Origin of the sequence: Nocardia anaemiae NBRC 100462, from assembly GCF_001612725.1 — a bacterium.
GTDB classification, from domain to species: Bacteria; Actinomycetota; Actinomycetes; order Mycobacteriales; family Mycobacteriaceae; genus Nocardia; species Nocardia anaemiae.
In genome coordinates, this window is record NZ_BDAZ01000082.1 from 1 (window position 1) to 21,409 (window position 21,409).

The 21,409-nt window shown below is 66.3% G+C and carries 17 protein-coding genes and 1 pseudogene; 13 read left to right on the forward strand and 5 right to left on the reverse strand.

What is annotated here, in order from left to right; genetic code table 11:
- The 3 genes from mltG to NA5_RS35765 all read left to right on the forward strand — a co-directional run.
- Window positions 1-1,206 (forward strand): endolytic transglycosylase MltG (mltG, locus tag NA5_RS35755; RefSeq protein WP_062993493.1); only part of this gene is annotated, 1,206 nt, incomplete at its 5' end.
- 4 nt (window positions 1,207-1,210) lie between these two features.
- Window positions 1,211-2,023 carry a shikimate dehydrogenase gene (locus NA5_RS35760; protein ID WP_062993492.1) on the forward strand — a complete coding sequence of 271 codons (813 nt, stop codon included), beginning with the start codon at window positions 1,211-1,213 and terminating at the stop codon, window positions 2,021-2,023.
- Window positions 2,024-2,069: 46 nt separating this feature from the next.
- The gene (locus NA5_RS35765; protein WP_245672600.1) at window positions 2,070-2,552 is read left to right on the forward strand and encodes a B-4DMT family transporter; all 483 of its coding nucleotides are present in this window, start codon (window positions 2,070-2,072) and stop codon (window positions 2,550-2,552) included.
- 265 nt (window positions 2,553-2,817) lie between these two features.
- Here NA5_RS35765 and aroB read toward each other — a convergent pair whose 3' ends face one another.
- From aroB to NA5_RS35785, 4 genes and pseudogenes are all read right to left on the reverse strand, one after another.
- Window positions 2,818-3,984, reverse strand: a complete 1,167-nt coding sequence (aroB, locus tag NA5_RS35770) for a 3-dehydroquinate synthase (protein WP_062993465.1) — start codon at window positions 3,982-3,984, stop codon at window positions 2,818-2,820.
- Between the two features lie 412 nt (window positions 3,985-4,396).
- A pseudogene (locus NA5_RS42655) lies at window positions 4,397-4,915 on the reverse strand (shikimate kinase); the annotation flags it as partial.
- Window positions 4,912-6,105: a chorismate synthase gene (gene aroC, locus NA5_RS35780; RefSeq protein ID WP_062993494.1), complete on the reverse strand. Its 1,194-nt coding sequence runs from the start codon at window positions 6,103-6,105 to the stop codon at window positions 4,912-4,914. The gene aroC and the pseudogene NA5_RS42655, both read right to left, overlap by 4 nt.
- Window positions 6,106-6,175: 70 nt before the next feature.
- Complete coding sequence (locus NA5_RS35785; protein WP_062993467.1) at window positions 6,176-6,643, reverse strand: prepilin peptidase; 468 nt, start codon at window positions 6,641-6,643, stop codon at window positions 6,176-6,178.
- A gap of 154 nt (window positions 6,644-6,797) precedes the next feature.
- On the opposite strand from NA5_RS35785, the gene NA5_RS35790 reads away from it, so the two are divergent.
- The 7 genes from NA5_RS35790 to NA5_RS35820 all read left to right on the forward strand — a co-directional run bounded on the left by NA5_RS35790 (window position 6,798) and on the right by NA5_RS35820 (window position 12,177).
- Window positions 6,798-7,925, forward strand: a complete 1,128-nt coding sequence (locus NA5_RS35790; RefSeq protein WP_062993468.1) for a M24 family metallopeptidase — start codon at window positions 6,798-6,800, stop codon at window positions 7,923-7,925.
- A 47-nt stretch (window positions 7,926-7,972) separates the two neighbouring features.
- Window positions 7,973-8,536, forward strand: a complete 564-nt coding sequence (gene efp, locus NA5_RS35795; protein WP_062993495.1) for an elongation factor P — start codon at window positions 7,973-7,975, stop codon at window positions 8,534-8,536.
- 34 nt (window positions 8,537-8,570) lie between these two features.
- Window positions 8,571-9,080: a transcription antitermination factor NusB gene (nusB, locus tag NA5_RS35800; protein ID WP_084484676.1), complete on the forward strand. Its 510-nt coding sequence runs from the start codon at window positions 8,571-8,573 to the stop codon at window positions 9,078-9,080.
- Window positions 9,077-9,343 (forward strand): YciI family protein, encoded by a 267-nt coding sequence (locus tag NA5_RS35805; protein ID WP_245672602.1) that lies wholly within the window; start codon window positions 9,077-9,079, stop codon window positions 9,341-9,343. The genes nusB and NA5_RS35805 overlap by 4 nt, the downstream gene beginning before the upstream one ends.
- A 342-nt stretch (window positions 9,344-9,685) precedes the next feature.
- On the forward strand, window positions 9,686-10,582 hold the full coding sequence (locus NA5_RS35810) for a hypothetical protein (RefSeq protein WP_062993470.1): 897 nt from the start codon (window positions 9,686-9,688) through the stop codon (window positions 10,580-10,582).
- Window positions 10,583-11,269, forward strand: coding sequence for a hypothetical protein (locus NA5_RS35815; protein ID WP_062993471.1), 687 nt, complete (start codon window positions 10,583-10,585; stop codon window positions 11,267-11,269). It begins immediately after the preceding gene.
- 8 nt (window positions 11,270-11,277) lie between these two features.
- On the forward strand, window positions 11,278-12,177 hold the full coding sequence (locus NA5_RS35820) for an inositol monophosphatase family protein (protein ID WP_084484677.1): 900 nt from the start codon (window positions 11,278-11,280) through the stop codon (window positions 12,175-12,177).
- Window positions 12,178-12,189: 12 nt separating this feature from the next.
- Here NA5_RS35820 and NA5_RS35825 read toward each other — a convergent pair whose 3' ends face one another.
- Window positions 12,190-13,449 (reverse strand): ArsB/NhaD family transporter, encoded by a 1,260-nt coding sequence (locus tag NA5_RS35825; protein ID WP_245672604.1) that lies wholly within the window; start codon window positions 13,447-13,449, stop codon window positions 12,190-12,192.
- Between the two features lie 104 nt (window positions 13,450-13,553).
- Between NA5_RS35825 and NA5_RS42950 the strand changes: the two genes are divergently transcribed.
- The 3 genes from NA5_RS42950 (at window position 13,554) to NA5_RS35840 (ending at window position 21,221) form a co-directional block, all read left to right on the forward strand.
- Window positions 13,554-19,256, forward strand: a complete 5,703-nt coding sequence (locus NA5_RS42950) for a WD40 domain-containing protein (RefSeq protein WP_062993473.1) — start codon at window positions 13,554-13,556, stop codon at window positions 19,254-19,256.
- Between the two features lie 64 nt (window positions 19,257-19,320).
- On the forward strand, window positions 19,321-19,866 hold the full coding sequence (locus NA5_RS35835) for a DUF4334 domain-containing protein (RefSeq protein ID WP_062993474.1): 546 nt from the start codon (window positions 19,321-19,323) through the stop codon (window positions 19,864-19,866).
- Window positions 19,867-19,994: 128 nt separating this feature from the next.
- On the forward strand, window positions 19,995-21,221 hold the full coding sequence (locus NA5_RS35840; protein WP_084484678.1) for an FAD-dependent oxidoreductase: 1,227 nt from the start codon (window positions 19,995-19,997) through the stop codon (window positions 21,219-21,221).
- Window positions 21,222-21,409: the final 188 nt, after the last annotated feature.

Here is a 21,409-nt window from a genome sequence, read left to right on the forward strand (position 1 = left end):
CAGCGCGGTGGGCCCTCGCGCGGCCGACGGTCCCGGGTGGCCTCACGCAAGGCCGCCGAGCGCAAGAAGCGTCGCCGGAATCTGTGGCTGATCGGCGCGCTGTTCGTGGTGCTTTTCGCCGGTGCCGCGGTATTCGCGGGGTTGAAAGTGGTCAAGATGTTCGGCGCGCCCGAGGATTTCGCGGGTCCGGTCGGGCCGCTGGTAGTGGTGCAGGTGCATCCCGGCGACACCTCCAACCAGATCGCGGAGGAAATGCAGAAGAAGGGCATCGTCGCGAGCAGCGAGGCCTTCTTCCAAGCGGCCGTGCGGAATTCGAATATGAATTCGGTGCAGCCCGGCTACTACGCCATCCCGAGTCACAGCCCGTCCACACAGGCGGTGACGGCGCTGCTCGCCAAGAGTTCGCGGGTCGGCAATCTGGTCGTCTCCGAGGGACGGCAGCTGCACGATCAGCAGGATGTGAATACCGGTTCGCGCAAGGACGGCATCTACCGCAAGATCGCCGACGCCAGCTGCGTCGGCACCGGTACGAATCAGAAGTGCATTACCTACGACCAGCTCGATGCCGCCGGGGCGGGGGCCGATCTGACCGCACTCGGTGTGCCGAATTGGGCCGAGCAGCGGGTGCGTGACGTGCCCGACCGCAGCAGGCAGCTGGAGGGTCTGATCGCCGCGGGCACCTGGGACTTCGATCCAAGTGGTACGCCGGAGCAGATCCTGAAACAGCTGGTGAGTGCGAGTGCGCGCAGCTACGAGTCGACCGGTCTGGTGCAGTCGGGCGCGGAGACGAAGCTGAATCCGTACCAGGCCCTGATCGCCGCCTCGCTGGTGGAACGCGAAGCGCTGCCGCAGGATATGGGAAAGGTGGCACGGGTGATCGTGAACCGGCTCGCGGCCAACCAGCCGCTGCAGTTCGACTCGACGGTGAACTACGCGCTGGACCGCACCGAGGTCGCGACCACCGACGCCGACCGTGCCAAGCGCACGCCGTGGAACACCTACGCCATGCCAGGGTTGCCCGCGACCCCCATCTCCGCACCGTCGTTGAATGCGTTGCGCGCGGTGGAGAATCCGGAGGCGGGGACGTGGTTGTACTTCGTGACCGTCGACAAACAGGGGACCACCTTGTTCACCGAGAGCTACAGCGAACATCTGCGCAATATCGAAAAGGCCAGGCAGAGCGGAATTCTCGACAGTGGGAGGTGAGGCGATGCCGACAACGCGCAAGGCGGCCGTGCTCGGCAAGCCGGTCGCCCATTCGCGGTCGCCACAGCTGCATCTGGCGGCCTACCGTGCGCTCGGGCTCGACTGGACCTATGAACGGATCGAATGTTCGGCCGAGGAGTTGCCCGGGCTGGTCGATGGACTCGGGCCGGAGTGGGTCGGGCTTTCGGTGACGATGCCGGGTAAAGAAGCAGCGCTGGCGTACGCGAGCGAGCGCACGGAGCGTGCGGTGCTGGTGGGCTCGGCGAACACCTTGGTTCGGATCGGTTCGCAGGGTTGGCGCGCCGACTGCACCGACGTCGACGGGGTGCTCGGGGCATTGCGGGGTGGTGGTGTCGGCGAGTTGGCCGAGGCCGTCGTACTGGGTGCGGGCGGGACCGCGCGTCCGGCGCTGCTCGCGCTGTCCGAACTCGGTGCGAAGACGGTGACCGTGGTCGCCCGCGATGCCGCAAGGGCACGCAACGCGGTGGATCTCGCGGACCGGCTCGGCATGACCACCGCCGTGATCGGCTTCGACAAAGACGCGTTGCGCGCGGCATGCGCGGATGCGGGTGCCGTGGTCAGCACGATCCCGGCCGAGGCGGCCGCGGTCGTCGCCGAGGCGGTGGCGGCGGCCCCGGTGGTGCTCGACGCGATCTACGACCCGTGGCCGACGCCGCTGGCCGTTGCGGTCGCACGGGCGGGGCACACCGTGGTCGGTGGACTGGAGATGCTGCTGAATCAGGCCTACGGGCAGGTCGAACAGTTCACCGGCCGCCCCGCTCCGCGCGCGGAAATGGCCGCGGCGATAAATCTGTAACCGGTTCTCATTTGGATCCGGCCGACTCGAGGCTATGGTGTTGACCATGAATGGTTGGGTGTTGCGGGCCATAGGGCTCGGTGCGCTGGTCGTTTTCCTGCGTGCCGCGCTGGGATTCGCGATGGTGTACTGGCCCACCCAGGGCAGCTGGATGCGACCGCTGTGCCTGGTGGTGCTGATCGCCGCGGTCGTGTTCTGGGGTGTGCTGGATGGCCGCAAGGACCGTGAGGTCCATCCGGATCCGGAGCACGGCTCCGACCTCACCATCTTGTGGCTGAAGGCCGCGATTGCCGCGGGTCTGGGCAGTGGCGCGGTCTCGTGGCTGCTCGACTGGCTGCCCCGGTTCGATCTCGGCGATAACGGCCTGCTCTTCGAGTTGACCGCGGGGGCGTCCTTCATCGTCCTGCTGGTCTTCATCCCTGGTCTTATCGGCATCGGTATCGGCCGCATCATCGCCGATCGCCAGATCAACAAGTCCGCTGATCGGCCTACGCCGCAGGCACCGGGCGCCGCCGCGACTCCCGCGTAGCCGCGCACGAATTCGACTGGAGGCGACTCTCATCGGCCGATACGGCCGGAGGGTCGCCTTCGCTTTTTTGCGGATGGGCCGCAGTCCTGTTCGCGTCTGGGGTGGCAGGCGGGGTTCAACGGCCCGCTTCCTGGACATCTGGTAGTAGCCCGGGTCGCCCATGCAGCGGGTGGGCGGATGCCGTCGGCAGTTTGCCTGCGGCCCGCGCTCATGAAGCAAAGCGGCGCAACCGACCGAATCGGATGCGCCGCTTCGATGCTCGCGACTACAGCAGAATTGCGCCGCTGCTGGCGCTGTCCTCGCGGGCGATGGCCGAGTAGGCGGCAGCCAGCAGAGTGGGGTCGGGGCCTTCGAGGCGACCGGGTTTGGCGAGGCCGTCGAGGACAACGAAGCGCAGCACGCCCGAGCGGGTCTTCTTATCGGTCTGCATGGCGTCGAGGAGTTGTGGAAGGGCGTCGGCGTCGTAGCTGGTCGGTAGGCCGACGCTGGCCAGGACGGTGCGATGGCGATTGGCGGTGGCATCGTCGAGCCGACCGGCGAGGCGGCCGAGTTCGGCGGCGAAGACCAGACCGACCGAGACGGCCGCACCGTGCCGCCAGCGGTAGCGTTCGCGGCGCTCGATGGCGTGACCGAGGGTGTGACCGTAGTTGAGGATCTCGCGCAGGCTGGCCTCCTTGAGATCGGCGGCGACGACATCGGCCTTCACCTGGATCGCGCGACGGATCAGTTCGGGCAGCACATCGCCGGTCGGGTCGAGCGCGGCCTCCGGATCACGCTCCACCAACTCCAGGATCACCGGGTCAGCGATGAAACCGGCCTTGATGATCTCGGCCATACCCGCGACGATCTCATTGCGGGGCACTGTTTCCAGGGTCGCCAGATCCACCAGCACGGCGGCCGGTTCGTGGAAGCTGCCGACGAGATTCTTACCCGCTTCGGTATTGATACCGGTCTTACCGCCGACGGCCGCGTCGACCATGGCCAGCAGCGTGGTCGGCACATGCACGATATGCACTCCGCGCATCCACGTGGCGGCGACGAATCCGGCGAGATCGGTCGCGGCACCGCCGCCGAGGGATACCACGACATCATTGCGGGTAAGGCCGATGCGGCCGAGCACCTCCCAGCAGAAGCCCGCCACGGCCAGATCCTTGCCAGCCTCGGCATCCGGGATTTCGACGCGGTGCGCGTCGATACCCTTGTCGGCCAATGCCTTGCGCACCACTTCGGCGGTTTCGGCCAGCGGCGGCTGATGGAAGATCGCGACGGTGCGCACTCCGGTGGTCGCGCCGACGACCGACTCGACGAGCTCGCCGAGCAGGCCGCGGCCGATGATCACCGGATACGGATCGGCGGTGCGAACCTCGATGCGACTCGGCTCGATAGGCTGCTGCTCAGCCGGGCCGGTAGGCCGCTCGCTTCGCTCACTCATGTTTACTCGGCTCCGATTCTGTGCGTGCTGTTTGTTTGAGCGCTCGCGCGCGAGCGCGCCGAGCCCGGGTGCGGCGGGACCGGCTTCCGGGTGTCGCCGGGTCACCGGATCCCTCGGAACCGGCGCGACCATTGGCGATTTTGCCGGTGGGCTTCGGCCGGTCGGCTGTCGCGGAATCGGTCGTGATTCGATTGGCCGCGGTGACCTTGCCGGTGGATTTGACCCGCTCGGTCGTCGCGGATTCGGTGCCATCCGCCTGCGCGGCGGCGGCCCGGCGACGCGCGGCCGCACGGGCCCTGGCAGCGCGGCGGGCGCGGGATCTATTGCTGCCCTGTGGTTTCGGCGCTACGACACCCGATGAGGGACCGCTTGAATCGGGCTCCGATTCTTGCGGCAGTACCGATTCCATGCCCAACTTCGCCATGATCATCCGCACCACTCGGCCCGGGCTGCGACCGTCGGTGCGCACCCGCACCGTCGCGACCTCGCGGTACAGCGACCTGCGCTTGCGCATCAGCTCCCGATATTTCGCACCGGGATCCGCACCGTTGAGCAGTGGCCGCTGCGTACTCGCGCCGGTGCGCCGAAGCCCTTCGGCCACACTGATTTCCAGATATACCACGGTGCGATCGCGCAGCAGTGCCCTGGTGTCCTTGGACAGCACGGCTCCGCCACCGAGCGAGACCACACCGCGTTCGGCGAGGATGGCGCGGCGCACCACCTGCTCCTCGATCCGGCGGAATTCCGGTTCGCCGTCCTCGGTGAAGATCTCCGGGATGGTGCGTCCGGTCTCGCGCTCGATTGCGGCATCGGTGTCGTAGAGCTCGACACCGAGTTCCCTGGCGAGCTTGCGGCCGATCGTCGACTTCCCCGCCCCCGGCGGTCCGACCAGCACTACGCGCGGTGCGCGCGGATCGGACTGCACGATCATTGCGGCACGTGTGGTCGGGTGCCGATGCGCTTGACGTAGCTGGTGATGTTGTCGACGGTTTCGACCAGCGAATCGCCGCCGAACTTCTCCAGCGCGGCCTGTGCGACGACCAGCGCGACCATGGTCTCGGCGACGACACCCGCGGCGGGCACGGCACAGACATCCGAGCGCTGGTGGATGGCGACGGCTTCCTCGCCGGTGGTCATATCGACCGTTGCCAGCGCGCGCGGCACCGTCGAGATCGGCTTCATCGCGGCGCGCACGCGCAGCGGCTCGCCATTGGTCATACCGCCCTCGAGCCCACCGGCACGGTTGGTCGAGCGCAGCACACCGTCCGGCCCCGGCTTCATCTCGTCATGTGCCTGGCTGCCGCGGCGGCGCGCGGTTTCGAACCCATCGCCGACCTCGACGCCCTTGATCGCCTGAATCCCCATGAGCGCGCCCGCGAGCCGCGAATCCAACCGGTCCGCGCCGCTGATGAACGAACCCAATCCGACCGGTAGCCCGTCCACGACCACCTCGACCACACCGCCGAGGGTGTCGCCGTCCTTCTTGGCGGCCTCGATTTCGGCGATCATCGCGGCCTCGGCATCCTTGTCGAACGCACGCACCGGACTCTCATCGATCGCCGCCAGGTCGGCGGCCGTCGGCACGACGCCGGTGGTGTTGGCGGCAGTGCCGATCGAGACCACATGCGAGACGACCTCGACGCCGAAGGCCTGGCGCAGGAAGTTCCTGGCGACCGTGCCCGCCGCGACCCGCGCGGCGGTCTCGCGGGCGCTGGCCCGTTCCAACACATTGCGCGCGTCGTCGAAGTTGTACTTGAGCATGCCCGAGTAGTCGGCATGGCCGGGCCGCGGTCGGGTCAGCGGTGCATTGCGGGCCATATCGGCGAGTTCGCTCTCGTCCACCGGATCCGCGGACATGACCGTGGTCCACTTCGGCCATTCGGAGTTCGCGACCTCGATGGCCACCGGACCGCCCATGGTGCGTCCGTGCCGCACCCCGCCGATGACGGTGACCTTGTCGGCCTCGAACTTCATCCGGGCGCCGCGCCCGTACCCGAGCCGACGGCGCGCCAATTGTGCGGAGATCTCGTCGGATGTCACCTCGACACCGGCCACCATCCCCTCGAGGATGGTGACAAGAGCGGGACCATGGGATTCTCCGGCAGTTATCCAGCGCAACACGTCGTCCATCTTCCCATGTCGGCGCGGGTGCTCCGGCACGCGGCCCGCCGTGATCACCGGCACGGTCGCGTCACGGCATCGGCTGGCCGTACGCCGCCGCGAGGCTCAGCATCGTCGCGAGGCACATGGCCGGCCCGTGCGGTAGCGCATGCGGTCCGGCCCGATCGGCACCGGATCGAATCCGCCAGTGGGCCAATACGGCGAGCCCGAACGCCGCGGTCAGAATCGGTGCGACGAGTGCCGCGCGTACCCACACCTGCGCGCCGCCGAGTGCAGCGACCGCGCCGAGTCCGACGGCCAGTTTCACATCGCCAGCCCCGAGTGTGGCCGGTGCGATCAAGTGCACCAATAAATATGGCATCGCCAATAGGACCGAACCGAGCACGGCGGCTATGAATTGCGTTGTGAACAGCGCATATCCGAAGATGATCAGCGCACCGGAGGCGGTGAGCGCGTTGGGCAGTCGACGCTGTCGGATATCGAAGACGGTGAGCATCGAGCACCAAGCCGCCAGCAGGGCAAAAGTGATGGGGGACATGGCTTTCAGCCTCGTCCGCCCCGGTCGCGTATGCAGCCCCCGATTCTGGATTGGGGATAACCGACGCAGATGTGAACATCGATCGCCTCGCTCGAATACCGCTAGACCGGTGTTTTATGCGGGATCTACGGCGTGTCGGCGGTAGTTTTGAGATATGTCTGCTGATCACGTGGGCCCTGGGCCCGACTACGCGGCGCGCCGTGGCGCACTGCGCAGTCTGCTGGTGGAGAACGAGGTCGACGCGCTGTTGGTCACCGATCTGGTGAACATCAGGTACCTGACCGGCTTCACCGGGTCCAATGCCGCGGTGCTGGTGACCTCCTGGGATACGCGTAATTCCGAGGAGCGCACCGTGATCGGCACCGACGGGCGCTATCTGAGCCAGGTCGTCGAGCAGGTGCCCGACCTGCGCGCCGAAATCGCCAGGGCCACTGCCCGACGAATCGTGGAACTCGCGGGGGAGTGGCAGCTCGGCCGGGTCGGCTACGAGAGCCATATCGTCACCGTCGACCAGCATCGCGGATTCATCGAACAGAAGACCGGTTTGGAATTCGTCGCCACGCCGGGGCTGGTCGAACAGTTGCGGATGGTGAAGGACGCCTACGAGATCGAACAGTTGCGTGCCGCCTGCGCCGCGGGTGACGCCGGGCTGGCGACCCTGCTGGAACGCGGCGGCCTGCGCCCCGGTCGTACCGAACGTCAGGTCGCCAGGGATCTGGAGTGGGCGATGTTCGAACACGGCGCCGATGCGGTCGCCTTCGAGACCATCGTGGCGACGGGGCCTAACTCCGCCATCCCGCATCACCGGCCCACCGGGGCGGTCCTGGCCACCGGCGATTTCGTCAAGATCGACTTCGGTGCCGTAGTCGGCGGCTACCACTCCGATATGACCCGCACCTTCGTGCTCGGCACCGCCTCCGACTGGCACCGTGAGGTGTACGCGCTGGTCGAGGCGGCGCAGCGAGCCGGGTGCGCGGCGCTGAAGCCCGGCGCGCAGGTCACCGATGTGGATGCGGCGGCGCGTGCGGTGATCGAGGAGGCCGGGCACGGGAAGTTGTTCGTGCACGGTCTCGGACACGGTGTCGGACTGCAGATCCACGAAGCACCGGGAATCGCCAAAACCGGAACCGGTACACTTCTGTCTGGCGTGGCGGTGACCGTCGAACCAGGTGTGTACTTCCCCGGCCGCGGCGGCGTCCGGATCGAGGACACGCTCGTGGTGCGCGAGGGGGGCCCGGATCTGCTCACCAACACCAGCAAAGACCTGACCGTCGTCGAATGACGCCGGTCACCGAGACCGCATATCCAGAACTAGGAGATCCGAGAACAGTGGCGGACACCAGCGACTTCAAGAACGGCCTCGTGCTGAAGATCGACGGTCAGCTCCAGCAGATCGTGGAATTCCAGCACGTCAAGCCGGGTAAGGGCCCTGCCTTCGTGCGGACCAAGCTGAAGAACGTGCTGTCCGGCAAGGTCGTCGACAAGACCTTCAACGCGGGCGTCAAGGTGGAGACCGCCACCGTCGACCGTCGCGATATGACCTACCTGTACCACGACGGCTCGGATTACGTCTTCATGGACGGCGAGACCTTCGACCAGATCTCCATCTCCGAGGACACCATCGGCCCTGGCGCCCGTTTCCTGCTGGAGAACATGGTCGTGCAGGTCGCCACGCACGAGGGCGCGCCGCTCTACGTCGAGCTGCCGGTCACCGTCGAGCTCGAGGTGCAGCACACCGATATCGGTCTGCAGGGCGACCGCTCCACCGGTGGCACCAAGCCCGCCACCCTGGAGACCGGCGCCGAGGTGCAGGTTCCGCTGTTCATCAACACCGGTGACAAGCTGCGCATCGATTCGCGTGACGGCAGCTACCTCGGCCGCGTGAACGCCTGATCGCCCGTCCAGGCGAACAGGGATAATGACTGCTGTGGCGGAACAGCCCGGAGACAAGAAGTCCACGTTCAAGAAGCTCGGCGCGCGACACAAGGCCCGCCGCCGGGCGGTCGATCTGCTGTTCGAGGCCGAGGCTCGCGATGTGGACGCGGCCGACCTGCTCACCGAGCGGGCCGAGCTGGCCACCCAGGATCAAGCGGTCGCCCCGCTGCCCGCTTACACCCGCACCCTGGTCGAGGGCGTCGCCGACGATCTGGATCGGGTCGACGGCACCATCGAGTCCTACCTCAAGGATTGGGAGCTGTCCCGGCTGCCCGCGGTCGACCGGGCCATCCTGCGGATCGCGGTGTGGGAGTTGTTCCACGCCAACGATGTTCCGCCGGTCGTCGCGGTCGACGAGGCGGTGGAGTTGGCCAAGGAGCTGTCCACCGACGATTCGCCCGGATTCGTCAACGGTGTGCTCGGTCAGGTCGTGCTGGTTGCCCCGCAGGTGCGCGCGGCCGCCGCGGCGACCAGGGCACCGCGTCCGGAGTCGCAGGCGTGATCAACAAGTACTTGGTCATGGCTATGCGCAAGCCGTCGTTCGATCCCGCTGTCATCGAACCGCACCGACAGTTCCTGAACGAGCTGTTGCAGCGCGGGCAATTGGTGGAGAGCGGTCGGTTCACCGACGGCACCGGCGGTGCGTACGTGATTCGCGCCGAAAGTCTCGAAGCCGCAAGGGAAATCGCGTTCACCGACCCGGTGCATACCACCGGTTCCTCGGCTCTCACCGTGTACGAGTGGGAGATCGCGGTCTCCGCCTGACCCGCGAACCGAACAGCCGCACGCCTCGATTGGTGTGCGGCTGTTCGTATTTCGGTACCCGTCCGCGCTCCCGCCGGTGGGTGTACGGGCCCAGCGGGAGCGGACCGCGAGCCGACCACTGCGACGGTCTCGCGGATTCGGGTGTGCCGGATCCGCAGCGAGATACCGCATCCCGAACCGTGACACCTTCCCGATACTGGTTCCTCAACCGCACTCGAGGTCAAGCCGATGTGATCCGCACCACCTGGCTGGTCACGGGTTGTGATGGACTCACCAATCGATACGCCGTCGTAGCCGGGTGCACCTATCCTGGGGAGAAACCCTTGGGGAGGCCGAAAACGTATGGGACGGGTTCTGATCTGGCTGCGCAACAATATCGACGGTCTCGTCGCGTTGGTGCTCGCGGTGATTTTCGGCGTGATATCGCTGATCGATATCGGACTGTTCGATTCGGATCTGATCAACGCGGTCATTCTGCTGGTACTCGGCCTGCTGGCCACCACGCTGCTGCGCGATCGGCACTTGTCGGCCAAGGCAATTCGCGATACGACTTCGGTGCAATTGCTCTACGGCCCCGAGATCGGACATGCGCATACACTGGCCCGGCGCGGCACCGAACAGTGGCTTTTCAAGGGCGGCACCGGAACCTACCTGCGCGCGGTGACGCTGCGGGAGTGCGTGGAGAACGCGCGTCGCGAACAGCGTCCGCTGCGGATCCAGATCGAGGTGCTCGATCCGACCAATGAACAGCTGTGCAAGACCTACGCGCAGTTCCGCTCCTCGCTCGTGCCCGAGGCCGACCGCACCGGCGAACTGTGGACCACCGAACGCACCCGCAAGGAGTCCTTCGCGACGGTGCTGGCGGCCTGCTGGTACCGGCAGCGGTTCACCTTCCTGACCATCGATGTCGGGCTCTCGACCGTGATGACGACCTTCCGCTGGGACCTCTCGTCGAGTTGCGTCATTGTCACGCAGGACAACCCGAATACTCCGGCCCTGATGTTCGAGCGGGACAAGCCCTACTACCGGGACTTCAACCGCGAACTCGTGGCCAGTTTCAAGCAGGCCAGACAGGTGCCGCTGAGCCGGAGCGAGGAACTCCCGCTCGCCGATGAGCCGTCGGTCGATCAGACTCGTGCGCTATTCGATCTCCTCGGTCTCGCACTACCGGCTTCCTATACCGATCGCGATGTCGCCGATATCGTGCGACGCGCACTGCAGCCGAGGAATCCGTACTGAATGAACGATTACGCGCGACTACAAAAGCTGATCGGCTCCGATGCGGCGGCTCCCGCGGTGCGCGGCTGGGCGCGTGATTTCATGACCGCGGTGCTCGACGGTCGCGCCGAGGTCGGTGCGATCCGACATCCATTGGGTTTTTTGTGTTTTCCCGCGTGGCGCGATGGCGGACTCGGCGTCTGCGTGCACGTCTGGACCGATGGGCTGCGCTCGCATCCGACGACCTCGGCGATGCACGCGCACAGCTGGGATCTGCTCAGCGTCGTCTTGTACGGCGAGGTCGGTAACGAGATACTCGAAGTGGACAGTGCTGCGGACGGGGCGACCCATCGCATCTTCGAAATCCACAGTGGCGCCGACGGTGACGTGGTGCGGGCGACCGAGCGTCTGGTCCGCTATCGCACCCGATCCAGCGAACATTTCCGTGCGGGCGAGGTATACACCCTGCCACACGGGGTATTTCACCTCTCCGACGTGCGGGGTGAGGCGGCCACCGTGGTGCTCGGCGAGGTTCGCCGCGGCCGACCGGACCGATCGCTGGGCACCCTCGCCACCGAAGACCACTGGGTGCACCGGACCAGTTGCACCCGCACCGAAACCCGGCGCGCCGCGCAAACGGTGCTGGACCACCTGCAGGAACCCACCCTGCCGGAACAACTGGAGGACCGATGCGAGCAGGCGACATAGCGAACCTGATGCTGCCACTGGATGATCCGACGCTGGCCGATCCGGATCCGATCAGCCCCTTCGACCGGCTGGACACCGTTCTGCTCACCGCTGCCGAGGTTGCCAGGGAGGCGGCGATCGAGGCCGGGCGCGCGATTCGGGAGGGTCTGGCCGGATCGCTCACGGTCCGCACGAAGGACGCCAGCGGTGATCTGGTCACCGATCTGGACCTGCGTGCCGAACATATCATCGTCGGCCATATCCGCCGGGTCTTCCCGCACCATCGCATCCTCGCCGAGGAATCCGGGCTGCATGGGGTCGACGATTCCTGGTGCTGGGTCGTCGATCCGCTGGACGGCACCAATAACATCGCCATCGGCCTGCCGGTATGCACCATCGGTATCGCACTGTGCCACAACGGAGTTCCGGTACTCGGCATCGTCCACGAACCTCTGGCCGACCGCACCTGGTCCGCCGTGCGCGGTTCCGGCGCGACGGGTCCGGACGGCCCGCTCTGGCGACCGCCGCACCGTCCCAGCGAATCCGCCCCGACCCTGGCCTGGCTGCAGGGCTATCCGGTGGCCCGCACCGACACCACGGCACGTGCCCTGCGCCTGGCCCTGGAATCCGGCTCCCGTCGCCTGATCCAACTGTGGTCTCCGCTGCTGTGCTGGGTCATGTTGAGCCGCGGCGATATCGACGGATTCGTCGGTTACCGAGCGGGTTTGGTCGACTTGCCCGCAGGCACCCTGCTGGCCCGCGAATCCGGCATCCACATCACCGATTTCGACGGCGCACCGCTCGACGACCATCTCGACCTCCCGGGCGGCGAAGTGAACTTCATTGCCGCCAGTGCCGAGATGCTGCCCGAGCTGGCTTTGCTGGTGAAGGCCGCCGCCGAGGTGAGTGTGACTGGGCTGCCGGGCTGAACGGGCGGTGAGCTAACCCGTCGCCAGCAGCGTAGCCACGGCACCGGTCGTAGCGACGATGGCGAGTCCGAGTCCGGTGAGCACGAACCGCCGCATCGGCACCCGAACCCCGTGGGTCCGGCAGAACTCCAGACACAGCAGCGTCGCCAGCGACGCCCATGGCGTCACGATCGGCCCGACATTGGTGCCGATGAGCAAGGCCAGCAACTGATTTCGATTCTCCGCGGGCACCACTGCCTCACCCGCGGTGTAAGCCGGAAGATTATTGGCCACATTGGACAATCCGGCGCCCGCGCCCGCCGCCCGGTATGCCCCGACTACTCCGGAGTCGTGCCCGATCAGCGCTTGCATGACGTCGGCGAGTCCGAACCTGCTGAGTGTCGGCACCACCAGGAACAACCCGATCACGAAAACCAGCAACTGCCACGGGATCAGCGATAGTCGCAGCGAGGATCGGTCGAAGATCGCGAAGGCGATCACCGCGATGGCGGCGGCGAGGGTGGCGGCGATACCGATCCGGTCACCCACGAACGGGATCGCCAGAATGAACAGCAGACACGCGCCTGCCGTCGTGTAGAACAGTGTGCGTTCCCTGGCATCAGCCGGACGAATCGGTTCCGGCGGCGTATATCGGTCGGTTTCACGTCGACCGCGCCGCCAATACCAGACCCATAGGCACACCATGGTCGCCGTGATCGACACCAGCTGCGGCGCCCACATCCGCGCCGCGAAATCCGTGGCGCGCAAGGCAACCCGATCGGCGGCGAGCAGATTGGTGAGATTCGAGACCGGCAGCAGCAGACTCGCGGTATTGGCCAGCCAGAGCGTGGTCATCGCCAGCGGCAGCGATGGAATCCGGGCCGGTACCGCCAGCGCGAGCATGATCGGAGTCAGCAGGACGGCAGTGGTATCGAGATTGAGCAGAATCGTTGTCGCCGACGCGAAAAGCACACAGAGCAGGAACAGCGCCGGATAGTAGCCGCGCCCGAGGATGGCAAGCCGGTGTGCGATCACATCGAACACCTTGGCCTGCCGCGTCAGCTCCGCGAGAATGATCACACTGCACAGGAACAGCAGCAGCGGACCGATCCGGCGCATATTGTCCGCGGCCTCGGCGCGCGGCAGCAATCCGGTCGCCACGCACAGCAGTCCGGCCGCGAACAGCCCGAGCCGGACCCAATCCAGCGTGCTCAGCGCCCGTCTCGGCGGCGCGGACACCAGGGCACTCGACGGCGGGTTCTCCGCGGCGGAATCGACCTGTTGTTCGGACACATGCCCATCATGCAGCATATCGGCTGGGCCACTTCCGCCTTCGGTCCGCGTCGTAATGATCTTCTGCCGTTTGGCGTGGCCAGCCACCGGGGCATACTGATGCTGTGACTTCGGGCGGGCGGCGGGACTTCTTCATCAGCTATTCACCGGCCGACGAGCGATGGGCCACATGGTTGGCATGGCAGTTGGAGACCGCGGGCTACAGCACCCTCATCCAGGCCTGGGATTTCGTGCCGGGCACCAACTTCATCGATTTCATGGATCGCGGCGTGCGCGATTCGGCGGTGGTGCTGGTAGTGCTGTCGGAGAACTATCTCGGTTCCTACTACGGAACCATGGAATGGCAGGCGGCCTACCGCACCGATCCGGGCAAGCTCATGCCGGTACGCATCGCCGAATGCACGCTCGAGGGTCTGCTCGCCACCATCACCTATGTCGACCTGGTGCGGGTGTCCACCGCTGAACAGGCGCGGCGAATCGTTTTGGAGCGGGTCGGACATCTGCTCGCGGGGCGGGCGAAGCCACCTTCGGAGCCGGGGTTCCCGCACGAGGGGCCGGACCGCTTCGCCGTCGAAACCCTCACGGACACACCCGTATCCGCACTCCCGCGCCGCACACCGGTTGCGGCCCCGGCATTTCCGGGTGCCACCGATCATGACGAGCCGCGCACCAGCGTCTCGGTGCTGCATGTGGCTGGTCCGCGCTTCGGTCGTGGGCTGCTCGCGCCGGACGAGCCGAGCACCGCGGCCGAATTGCAGGCACGCATCCACGCCAATGTCACCCACCTGGTGAATCAGGGCGTGGCCAAACCGGATTTGATCGTGGTGTCCGGGGATATGACCGAATCCGGCCGTCCCCGCGAGGTCGAGGAGGCGCTGACATTTCTGAGCGGACTGCGCACGCTGCTCGGCCTCGGTCCGGAGCGGCTGATTGTGGTGCCCGGCAATCACGATGTCTCCAAACCGGCCTGCCACGCGTACTTCCTGAGCTGTGAGGCCCGCGACCGCAAACCGCAGCCGCCGTACTTTCCCAAGCTCGAGCAGTTCGCGCGGATGTTCGGCGCGCTGTACCAGGGCCTGGACCATCTCGTCTTCGATGTCGGTCAGCCGTGGACGCTGTTCCCGATTCCCGAATTGCGGATGGTGGTCGCCGGACTCAATTCCACCATGGCCGCGACCCATCTGCCCGAGGACGATTACGGCCGAATCGGCGAACCGCAGGCGTCCTGGTTCGCCGAGCGGTTGCGCCCGTTCGAGGAGAACGGGTGGTTGCGACTGGGCGTTGTCCGGCACGATCCGCTGCCCGGCGCGGGCACGCCCGCCCATGATCCGGAGCTGCTGCGCGATGCGGATACGCTGTCCCGGCTGCTCGGCGGCCGGTTGAATCTGCTGCTGCACGGTCCGGGACCCGGTGGGCCGCATCTGGATCGGCTCGACAACGCACTGCCCGTGCTGCCCGCTGCCGCACCGGGGCGCGATGAGATCATCCAGCTCACCGCCGCTGGCCTGGCGCGTTTCTCCGGACGCGGTGAGTCCACCGCACAACTCGAATTCGATTGGCTGAAGGTGACCGCGGCGCTGCCGACGGACAAGCAGCCCGAGCTCCTCGGATCGGACGAGCCCGAGCTTGCCGAACCCCCCGCCGAATCACCGGCGGTCGATCCGCACGGGCGTCTGCTCGAGCGCGTCGCCGAGGTGTGCGAGACCCGTTATCCCGGCGCGAAAGTCCGGCGGGTCGAGGTGGAGCCGCCACACCTGTTGATCACCAGGGAGGACGACGAGGTCATCGCCCAGTGGCGCGTCGGTGTGCATGTCGGTGATATGACCAGGCAGGTGGTGGAGGATTTCCTCGGCCACGATCCGGAATACGGTTCCGAACTCGTGTATCGCGGTGCGGCGCCGCCGCGTTCGCTGCGCGAGGAGGCGGCCAGCCACGGGCTGCGGGTGCGCAGCTTCACCGAATTCCAGGGCCTGCTCGATCTGGACGACTACCTCACGCACCAGGCGGCGCGGTTGCGCGCGGATCGCACCTATCCGCCGGAATTGTATGTGCCGCAGCGCTTCCGGATCCTCGAACACGGCGACCAGCAGATCCGCGATGATCTGGTCGGCGAACTGATGAAGGTGATCGCCGCCGACCACGGCCGATTCATCCTGATACTCGGTGACTTCGGGCGCGGGAAAACCTTCGCGCTGCGCGAGCTGGCCCGTCGCATCACCGAAACCATGCCCGCGCTGATTCCGATCCTGATCGACCTGCGGACCTTGGACAAAACCCATTCGGTGGACGGTCTGGTCGCCGCACATCTGGCCAATCACGGCGAGGACCGGATCGATCTGAAGGCGCTGCACTACATGCTGCGCGAGGGGCGGGTGGTGCTGCTGTTCGACGGCTTCGACGAACTCGTCACTCGGATCAGCTACGACTTCGCCGCCGACCACCTCGAAACCCTGCTGCAGGCCGCTGTCGGCAAGGCCAAGATCATCGTGGCCAGCCGCACCCAGCACTTCGAATCCCGCGCCCAGGTGCTCACCGCTCTCGGCGAACGCGTCGGACTGCTGCAGGACCGGCGCATCGTGAGCATCGAGGATTTCGCGCCCGCGCAGATCCACGCCTTCCTGACCAACCGCTACGGCGGCGACATCCGCCGCGCCGACGCCAGAATGGGCTTGATCACCGGGATCGAGGATCTGCTCGGACTGGCACAGAATCCCAGGATGCTCGGCTTCATCGCCGATCTGGACGAGCGGCGGTTACGGGCCGCGGCAGGTGCGAAACAGACGGTGGGTCCGGCCGGGCTGTACCGGGAGATCCTGGAGTCCTGGCTCACCTATGAGGCCGACCGGACCGCGGGCGTGGCCGGTGCGCTACCCGGGCTGCGCCTGCACGAATTGTGGCTCGGTGTCACGGCATTCGCCCTACGCGTCTGGGAAACCGGCGAGCCGTATCTGCGACTGTCCGAATTGACCGAGGTGGCAGCGGATCTGGCGGAGCTGACCGGATCGAGCCGGATGTCGGTGCAGCAGTCGGCGCATGCCATCGGCTCCGGCAGCCTGCTGGTGCGCACCGAGGACAACCTGTTCGGCTTCATCCATTCCTCGGTGATGGAATGGTTGGTGGCCAACCACATTGCCGAACAATTCGAAGTCGGCACCCCCGTGCCCGCCCAACTGACCCAGTCGCCGCTGTCTCAACTGTCGATCGACTTCCTCTGTGACCTCGCCGATAACCGGGCGCTGCGCACGTGGGCCGAGGGTGTGCTCGCCGACCAGGCGGCCGACGAGATGTCGCGCATCAATGCGATCCGGGTGGCGACCCGGCTGCGCACCGCACCGACCGCGGATCTGCGCGGTGCGAGTTTGGCCGGGGAGGATCTGTCCTATCGAGATCTGCGCGATGTCGATCTCACCGGAGCGGATCTCAGCGGCGCCCGGTTGGTCGGCACGAACCTCGACCGCGCCGTACTGCGCGGTGCACGATTGGTCGGCACCCGACTCGACGAGGCCAGCCTGGTCGGTGCGGATCTGGGCGAGGCCGATCTCACCCGCGCTCGCCTGGTGCACACCGATCTGACCGGATCGCGGGCCAGCGGTAGCCGCTGGTCGCGTGCGGCGCTCATCGAGGTCACCGGCACCCCCACCGGCACCGATCTGCGCGGTGCGGCCTGGGTGCCGGGGGTGGCGGCGCAGACCGAATTCGGGCCTGCCGCAATCGGAGTCCGGCACGGCTTCCATGCCAGACACGGCCGACTGCCGCAACCGGTCGCCTACAATCCGGACGGTGGCACGCTGGCCATCGGCAGCGATGACGGCGGTGTGCTCATCTGCGATGCCGAAACCGGCAGACCGCTGCGTACCTTGCAGACCCACCGTGCCCGCACCTTCGCGGTCGCGTTCACCGATACGGTGTTGGTTACCGGATCCGGCGACGGTACCGTCGGCATCTGGGATGCCGACACCGGTGAGCTGCGCCGAATCCTGTTGGGGCACAAGAACTGGCCGTGGCCGGTGGTACTGAGTCCCGATGGTGATCTGCTGGCCACCGGAGACGCCGACGGTGTACTGCGGCTGTGGACATTGCCGAGCGGCGAACTGCGACACGAATGCCGTCCGGCAGGTGGCGGCCGGGAACTCATCTACAGCTTGGATATTCGCGGACCGCTGGTCGCCGCTTCCTATCGGGATGGCACCGTGCGGCTGTGGGATATCGAAAGCGGCAGGCAGAGTGGCGAATTCAGCGGGGCATCCGGTTCGGTGTTCCGGGTGGTGTTCAATCCGACCGGTGAATTGCTCGCGGTCGGTGGCGTCGGCGGCACGCTGGCGCTGTGGGATCCATCGAGTTGCCGGAAGGTTCGCGATCTATCAGGGCATACCGGGCGGGTCTATACGGTGACCTTCCATCCCAGCCTCCCGATCATGGCGAGCGGGGATACCGATGGCGGGTTGCGGCTGTGGGATGCGGAGACCGGTGTGGAACGGCAGTCGCTCACCGAACACACCGCGGCCATCTACTGGCTCGCCTTCGATCCGGCGGGTGATCTGCTCGCCTCCGGCGACAGCGCCGGACTCGTCTGTCTGCACGAAAGCGAGACCGGCGAACTCCGACACCGGCTCACCGCCCATACCGGTTCGATCTGGCCATTCGCCTTTCGCCCGGACGGTTCGCAATTGGCCATTACCGACGACCAATTCACCACCCGGCTCTGGGATCCGGTATCCGGCGCCTGCAAGCACACGCTCACCGGCCACGGCCGCCAGGTCCGCACGGTCAGCTTCAATGCGGATGGCACCCTGCTCTCCGGCGTCGGCAACGACGGTGTGGTTCGACTGTGGGACCCGGTGACCGGGCGGTTGGTTCGCCGACTGATCGGCAGCGAAGACCGCTTGCTCACCTTCGAATCGGCGATATTCAGCAAACTCGGCCGCCATCAGCTCGGTCTGGTCGTCAACGACGGGCGGCTCAGTCTGTTCAACCTCGATGCCGACCTGTACGAGCGGCACATCAATGTCGAATCGGCACCGATCTGGGCCGCCGCCTTCGACCCGACCGGCGACTATGTGGCCACCGCCAATGACGACGACACGGTGATCATCTGGGTGCGCACCACCGGCGCGCTGCACGCCGTCTGCGCCGAACATCGCGGGCGGGTGCGCTCGATCGCATTCAGTGCCGACGGTGCGCTGATGGCCACCGGCTGCGACGACTCAGTGGTTCGGCTCTGGGATGTGCGCTCCGGACGATTCCTGCGGGCACTGCACGGACATCGCGACCGGGTGTACGCGGTCGCCTTTCACGAGGACCGCCTTGCCAGCGTGTCCTGGGATACCACCGCCCGCATCTGGGATATCGAATCGGGCGCTGTGCTGCATACGCTGACCAGGCACACCGGCAGGCTCTGGACCGCTGCGGTCGACCCGGGAACCGGCACATTGGCGACCGGGGGCGATGATCTGGTTGTTCGGTTGTGGGACATGGCATCCGGACGTCATCTGCATACCCTCGAAGGGCATAAGCGCCGAGTCTGGTCGCTGAGCTTCGACCCCTCCGGCAAGCTGCTGGCCAGCGGCGGTGATGACGGCAACATCCTGCTGTGGTCGCGGCCGGACGACGACGCGCCATCGATCCGTGCGATCCTGCTCGGTCTGCCCGAAGGATGGGCGGCGCTCGCACCGGATGGTCGATACAAATTCGAGGGCAATATCGCCGGGCAGTTCTGGCATGTCATCGGCATGTCGCGGTTCGAATCCGGCGAGCTCGATCCCTACTTGCCGGAAGTGCGGCAGTTGGCGGCCGACGCGCCCTTCTGAGCAGGTCGAAATGAGAGATTGATAGCCTTACTCTCACAGCATTGCGTCAGTAAGGAGATCGGTGATGGCCGAGGAGAGTGCGCAGTCCGAGCTGGCGGGTTTGCTCGATGGTAGGTGCACGACCGAGCAGGCGTGGAAGCTGTTCGACAGTTTGCCCGCGGCCAGGGTCGCGGAGGTGACTGTCGGCCGGTGGCGGGGCGAGGAACTCGATACCGGGCATCCGTTCGCCGGGGTGTTGGTCGCTTCGGGCTGGTACGGCAAGCAATTCGATGACCCGGAGTCGGTGCATCCATTGCTGTTTGCCGACGAACCGGGAAATATCTTCGCGGTCGATCCGCGCCGGGTACCGCTCGGTCTGGCCGGAAAGGTACCGCCCTCGGGCGTGCGGGCGGTGCGCAAGCTGCTGCCGGTGCTCGGCCCGGCAATCCGAACTCACAGGTCGGCCGCGCGTTTGCGCGATATCGAATACCGCCGTGTGGCCAGTGCCGCGATGGTTTACGACCATCTGCCGATCATCGATCACTTCCGTCGGGTGGATATCGATACGCTGCTCGGGGTGATGGATATGCGGGGAATGACCGAGCCGTACTTTTTCGTTCTGCGTCGCTGATCCGGTTATTTCGGTTTGGTTCTGGGCTCGATTTCCGGGCATACCCCTGGAGTCGGCCCAGGACAGGCCGATGCATCCGCGCCCGCGGAAGGTCCGTCCGGCGCGTGCGCACGGAGGGAGGTCGGGCAATGGAACCTACGACGTGTCTGGTGGTCGGTGGGGGACCGGCTGGCATGGTGCTCGGATTGCTGCTTGCCCGCAGCGGTATCGATGTCACTGTCCTGGAGAAACATAAGGATTTCCTGCGCGATTTCCGCGGCGACACAGTACATCCCACAACCTTGGACCTGCTCGACGAATTGGGTCTCGGCGAGGAATTCGCGAAACTGCCCGCGCGCAAACTGCGACAGATCCAGCTGCCGATCCGCGGTTCGGTGCAGACCGTGTTCACCCTGGAACACCTGCCGGGTACGCACAAATACATCGCGATGGTGCCGCAGTGGGATCTGCTGGACCTCGTGGCTGGGGCCGCCGATCGCGAGCCGAACTTCCGGCTGCGCATGAATACCGAAGCGACAGGAGTGATCCGGGAGGACGGCCGGGTCACCGGTGTCGCCTACCGGACCAGTGACGGCGAAACCGGCGAGATCCGCGCCGACCTGACCGTTGCCTGCGATGGCCGCGATTCGGTGCTGCGGGCCGAAGTCGGCCTCGGCTCACGCAGTTGGCCGACACCGATGGATGTGTGGTGGTTCCGCCTGCCACGCACCGAAATCGACCCTACCGGTTTGATCGCACTGCTCAGCGCCAATCGCGCCGCGGTCATGTTCGACCGCGGCGACTACTGGCAGGTCGCGACCCTCATCGCCAAGGGCAGCGATGCGGCAGCCCGCCGCGGTCCGGTCACCGAAATCGTGCGCAGCATGGCCGATTCCGCACCCTGGCTCAGTGACCGGCAGGATGCGCTGCGGGACTGGGACGAGGTGAAACTGCTCAACGTGAAGTTGGATCGCCTCACCAAGTGGTACACCGACGGTCTGCTCTGCATCGGCGACGCCGCCCACGCCATGTCCCCTGCCGGTGGTGTCGGGATCAACCTCGCCATCCAGGATGCCGTCGCCACCGCGAGAATCCTTGCGCCAGTCTTGGCTTCGGGCAACCTGACCACCCGCGACCTGGCCAGGATACAGCGTCGCCGCGCCCTCCCAACCGCCGTCACCCAGGGTCTACAACGCATCCTGCACGCCGCCGTGATCCGTCCCGCCCTCTCCGGCCGAATCAATATCGCCAACGCCGCAACGACTCCCTTACCGCTACGCATCCTGCGCCGGATCCCCGTCCTCCGCACCTTCCCTCCTTTTCTGATTGCTCGAGGAATACTCCCCGAACACGCGCCCGCTTTCGCTCGTCGCTGACTCAGTGGATGCACTCGGTGCAACGATGCAGTCCGCGCATCGAATGGTCCACGGGAAACAGCAACGGCCACAGTGGATTCCAATCCGGTAGGCGGCGCGGTCCTGCGGGATTCCGCCCGTTCCGCGGAATCGCTCCGCTGATGGGCGCTTTCGAGGGGAATCCGAGGGAGAATGCCTTGCGTCGTGGC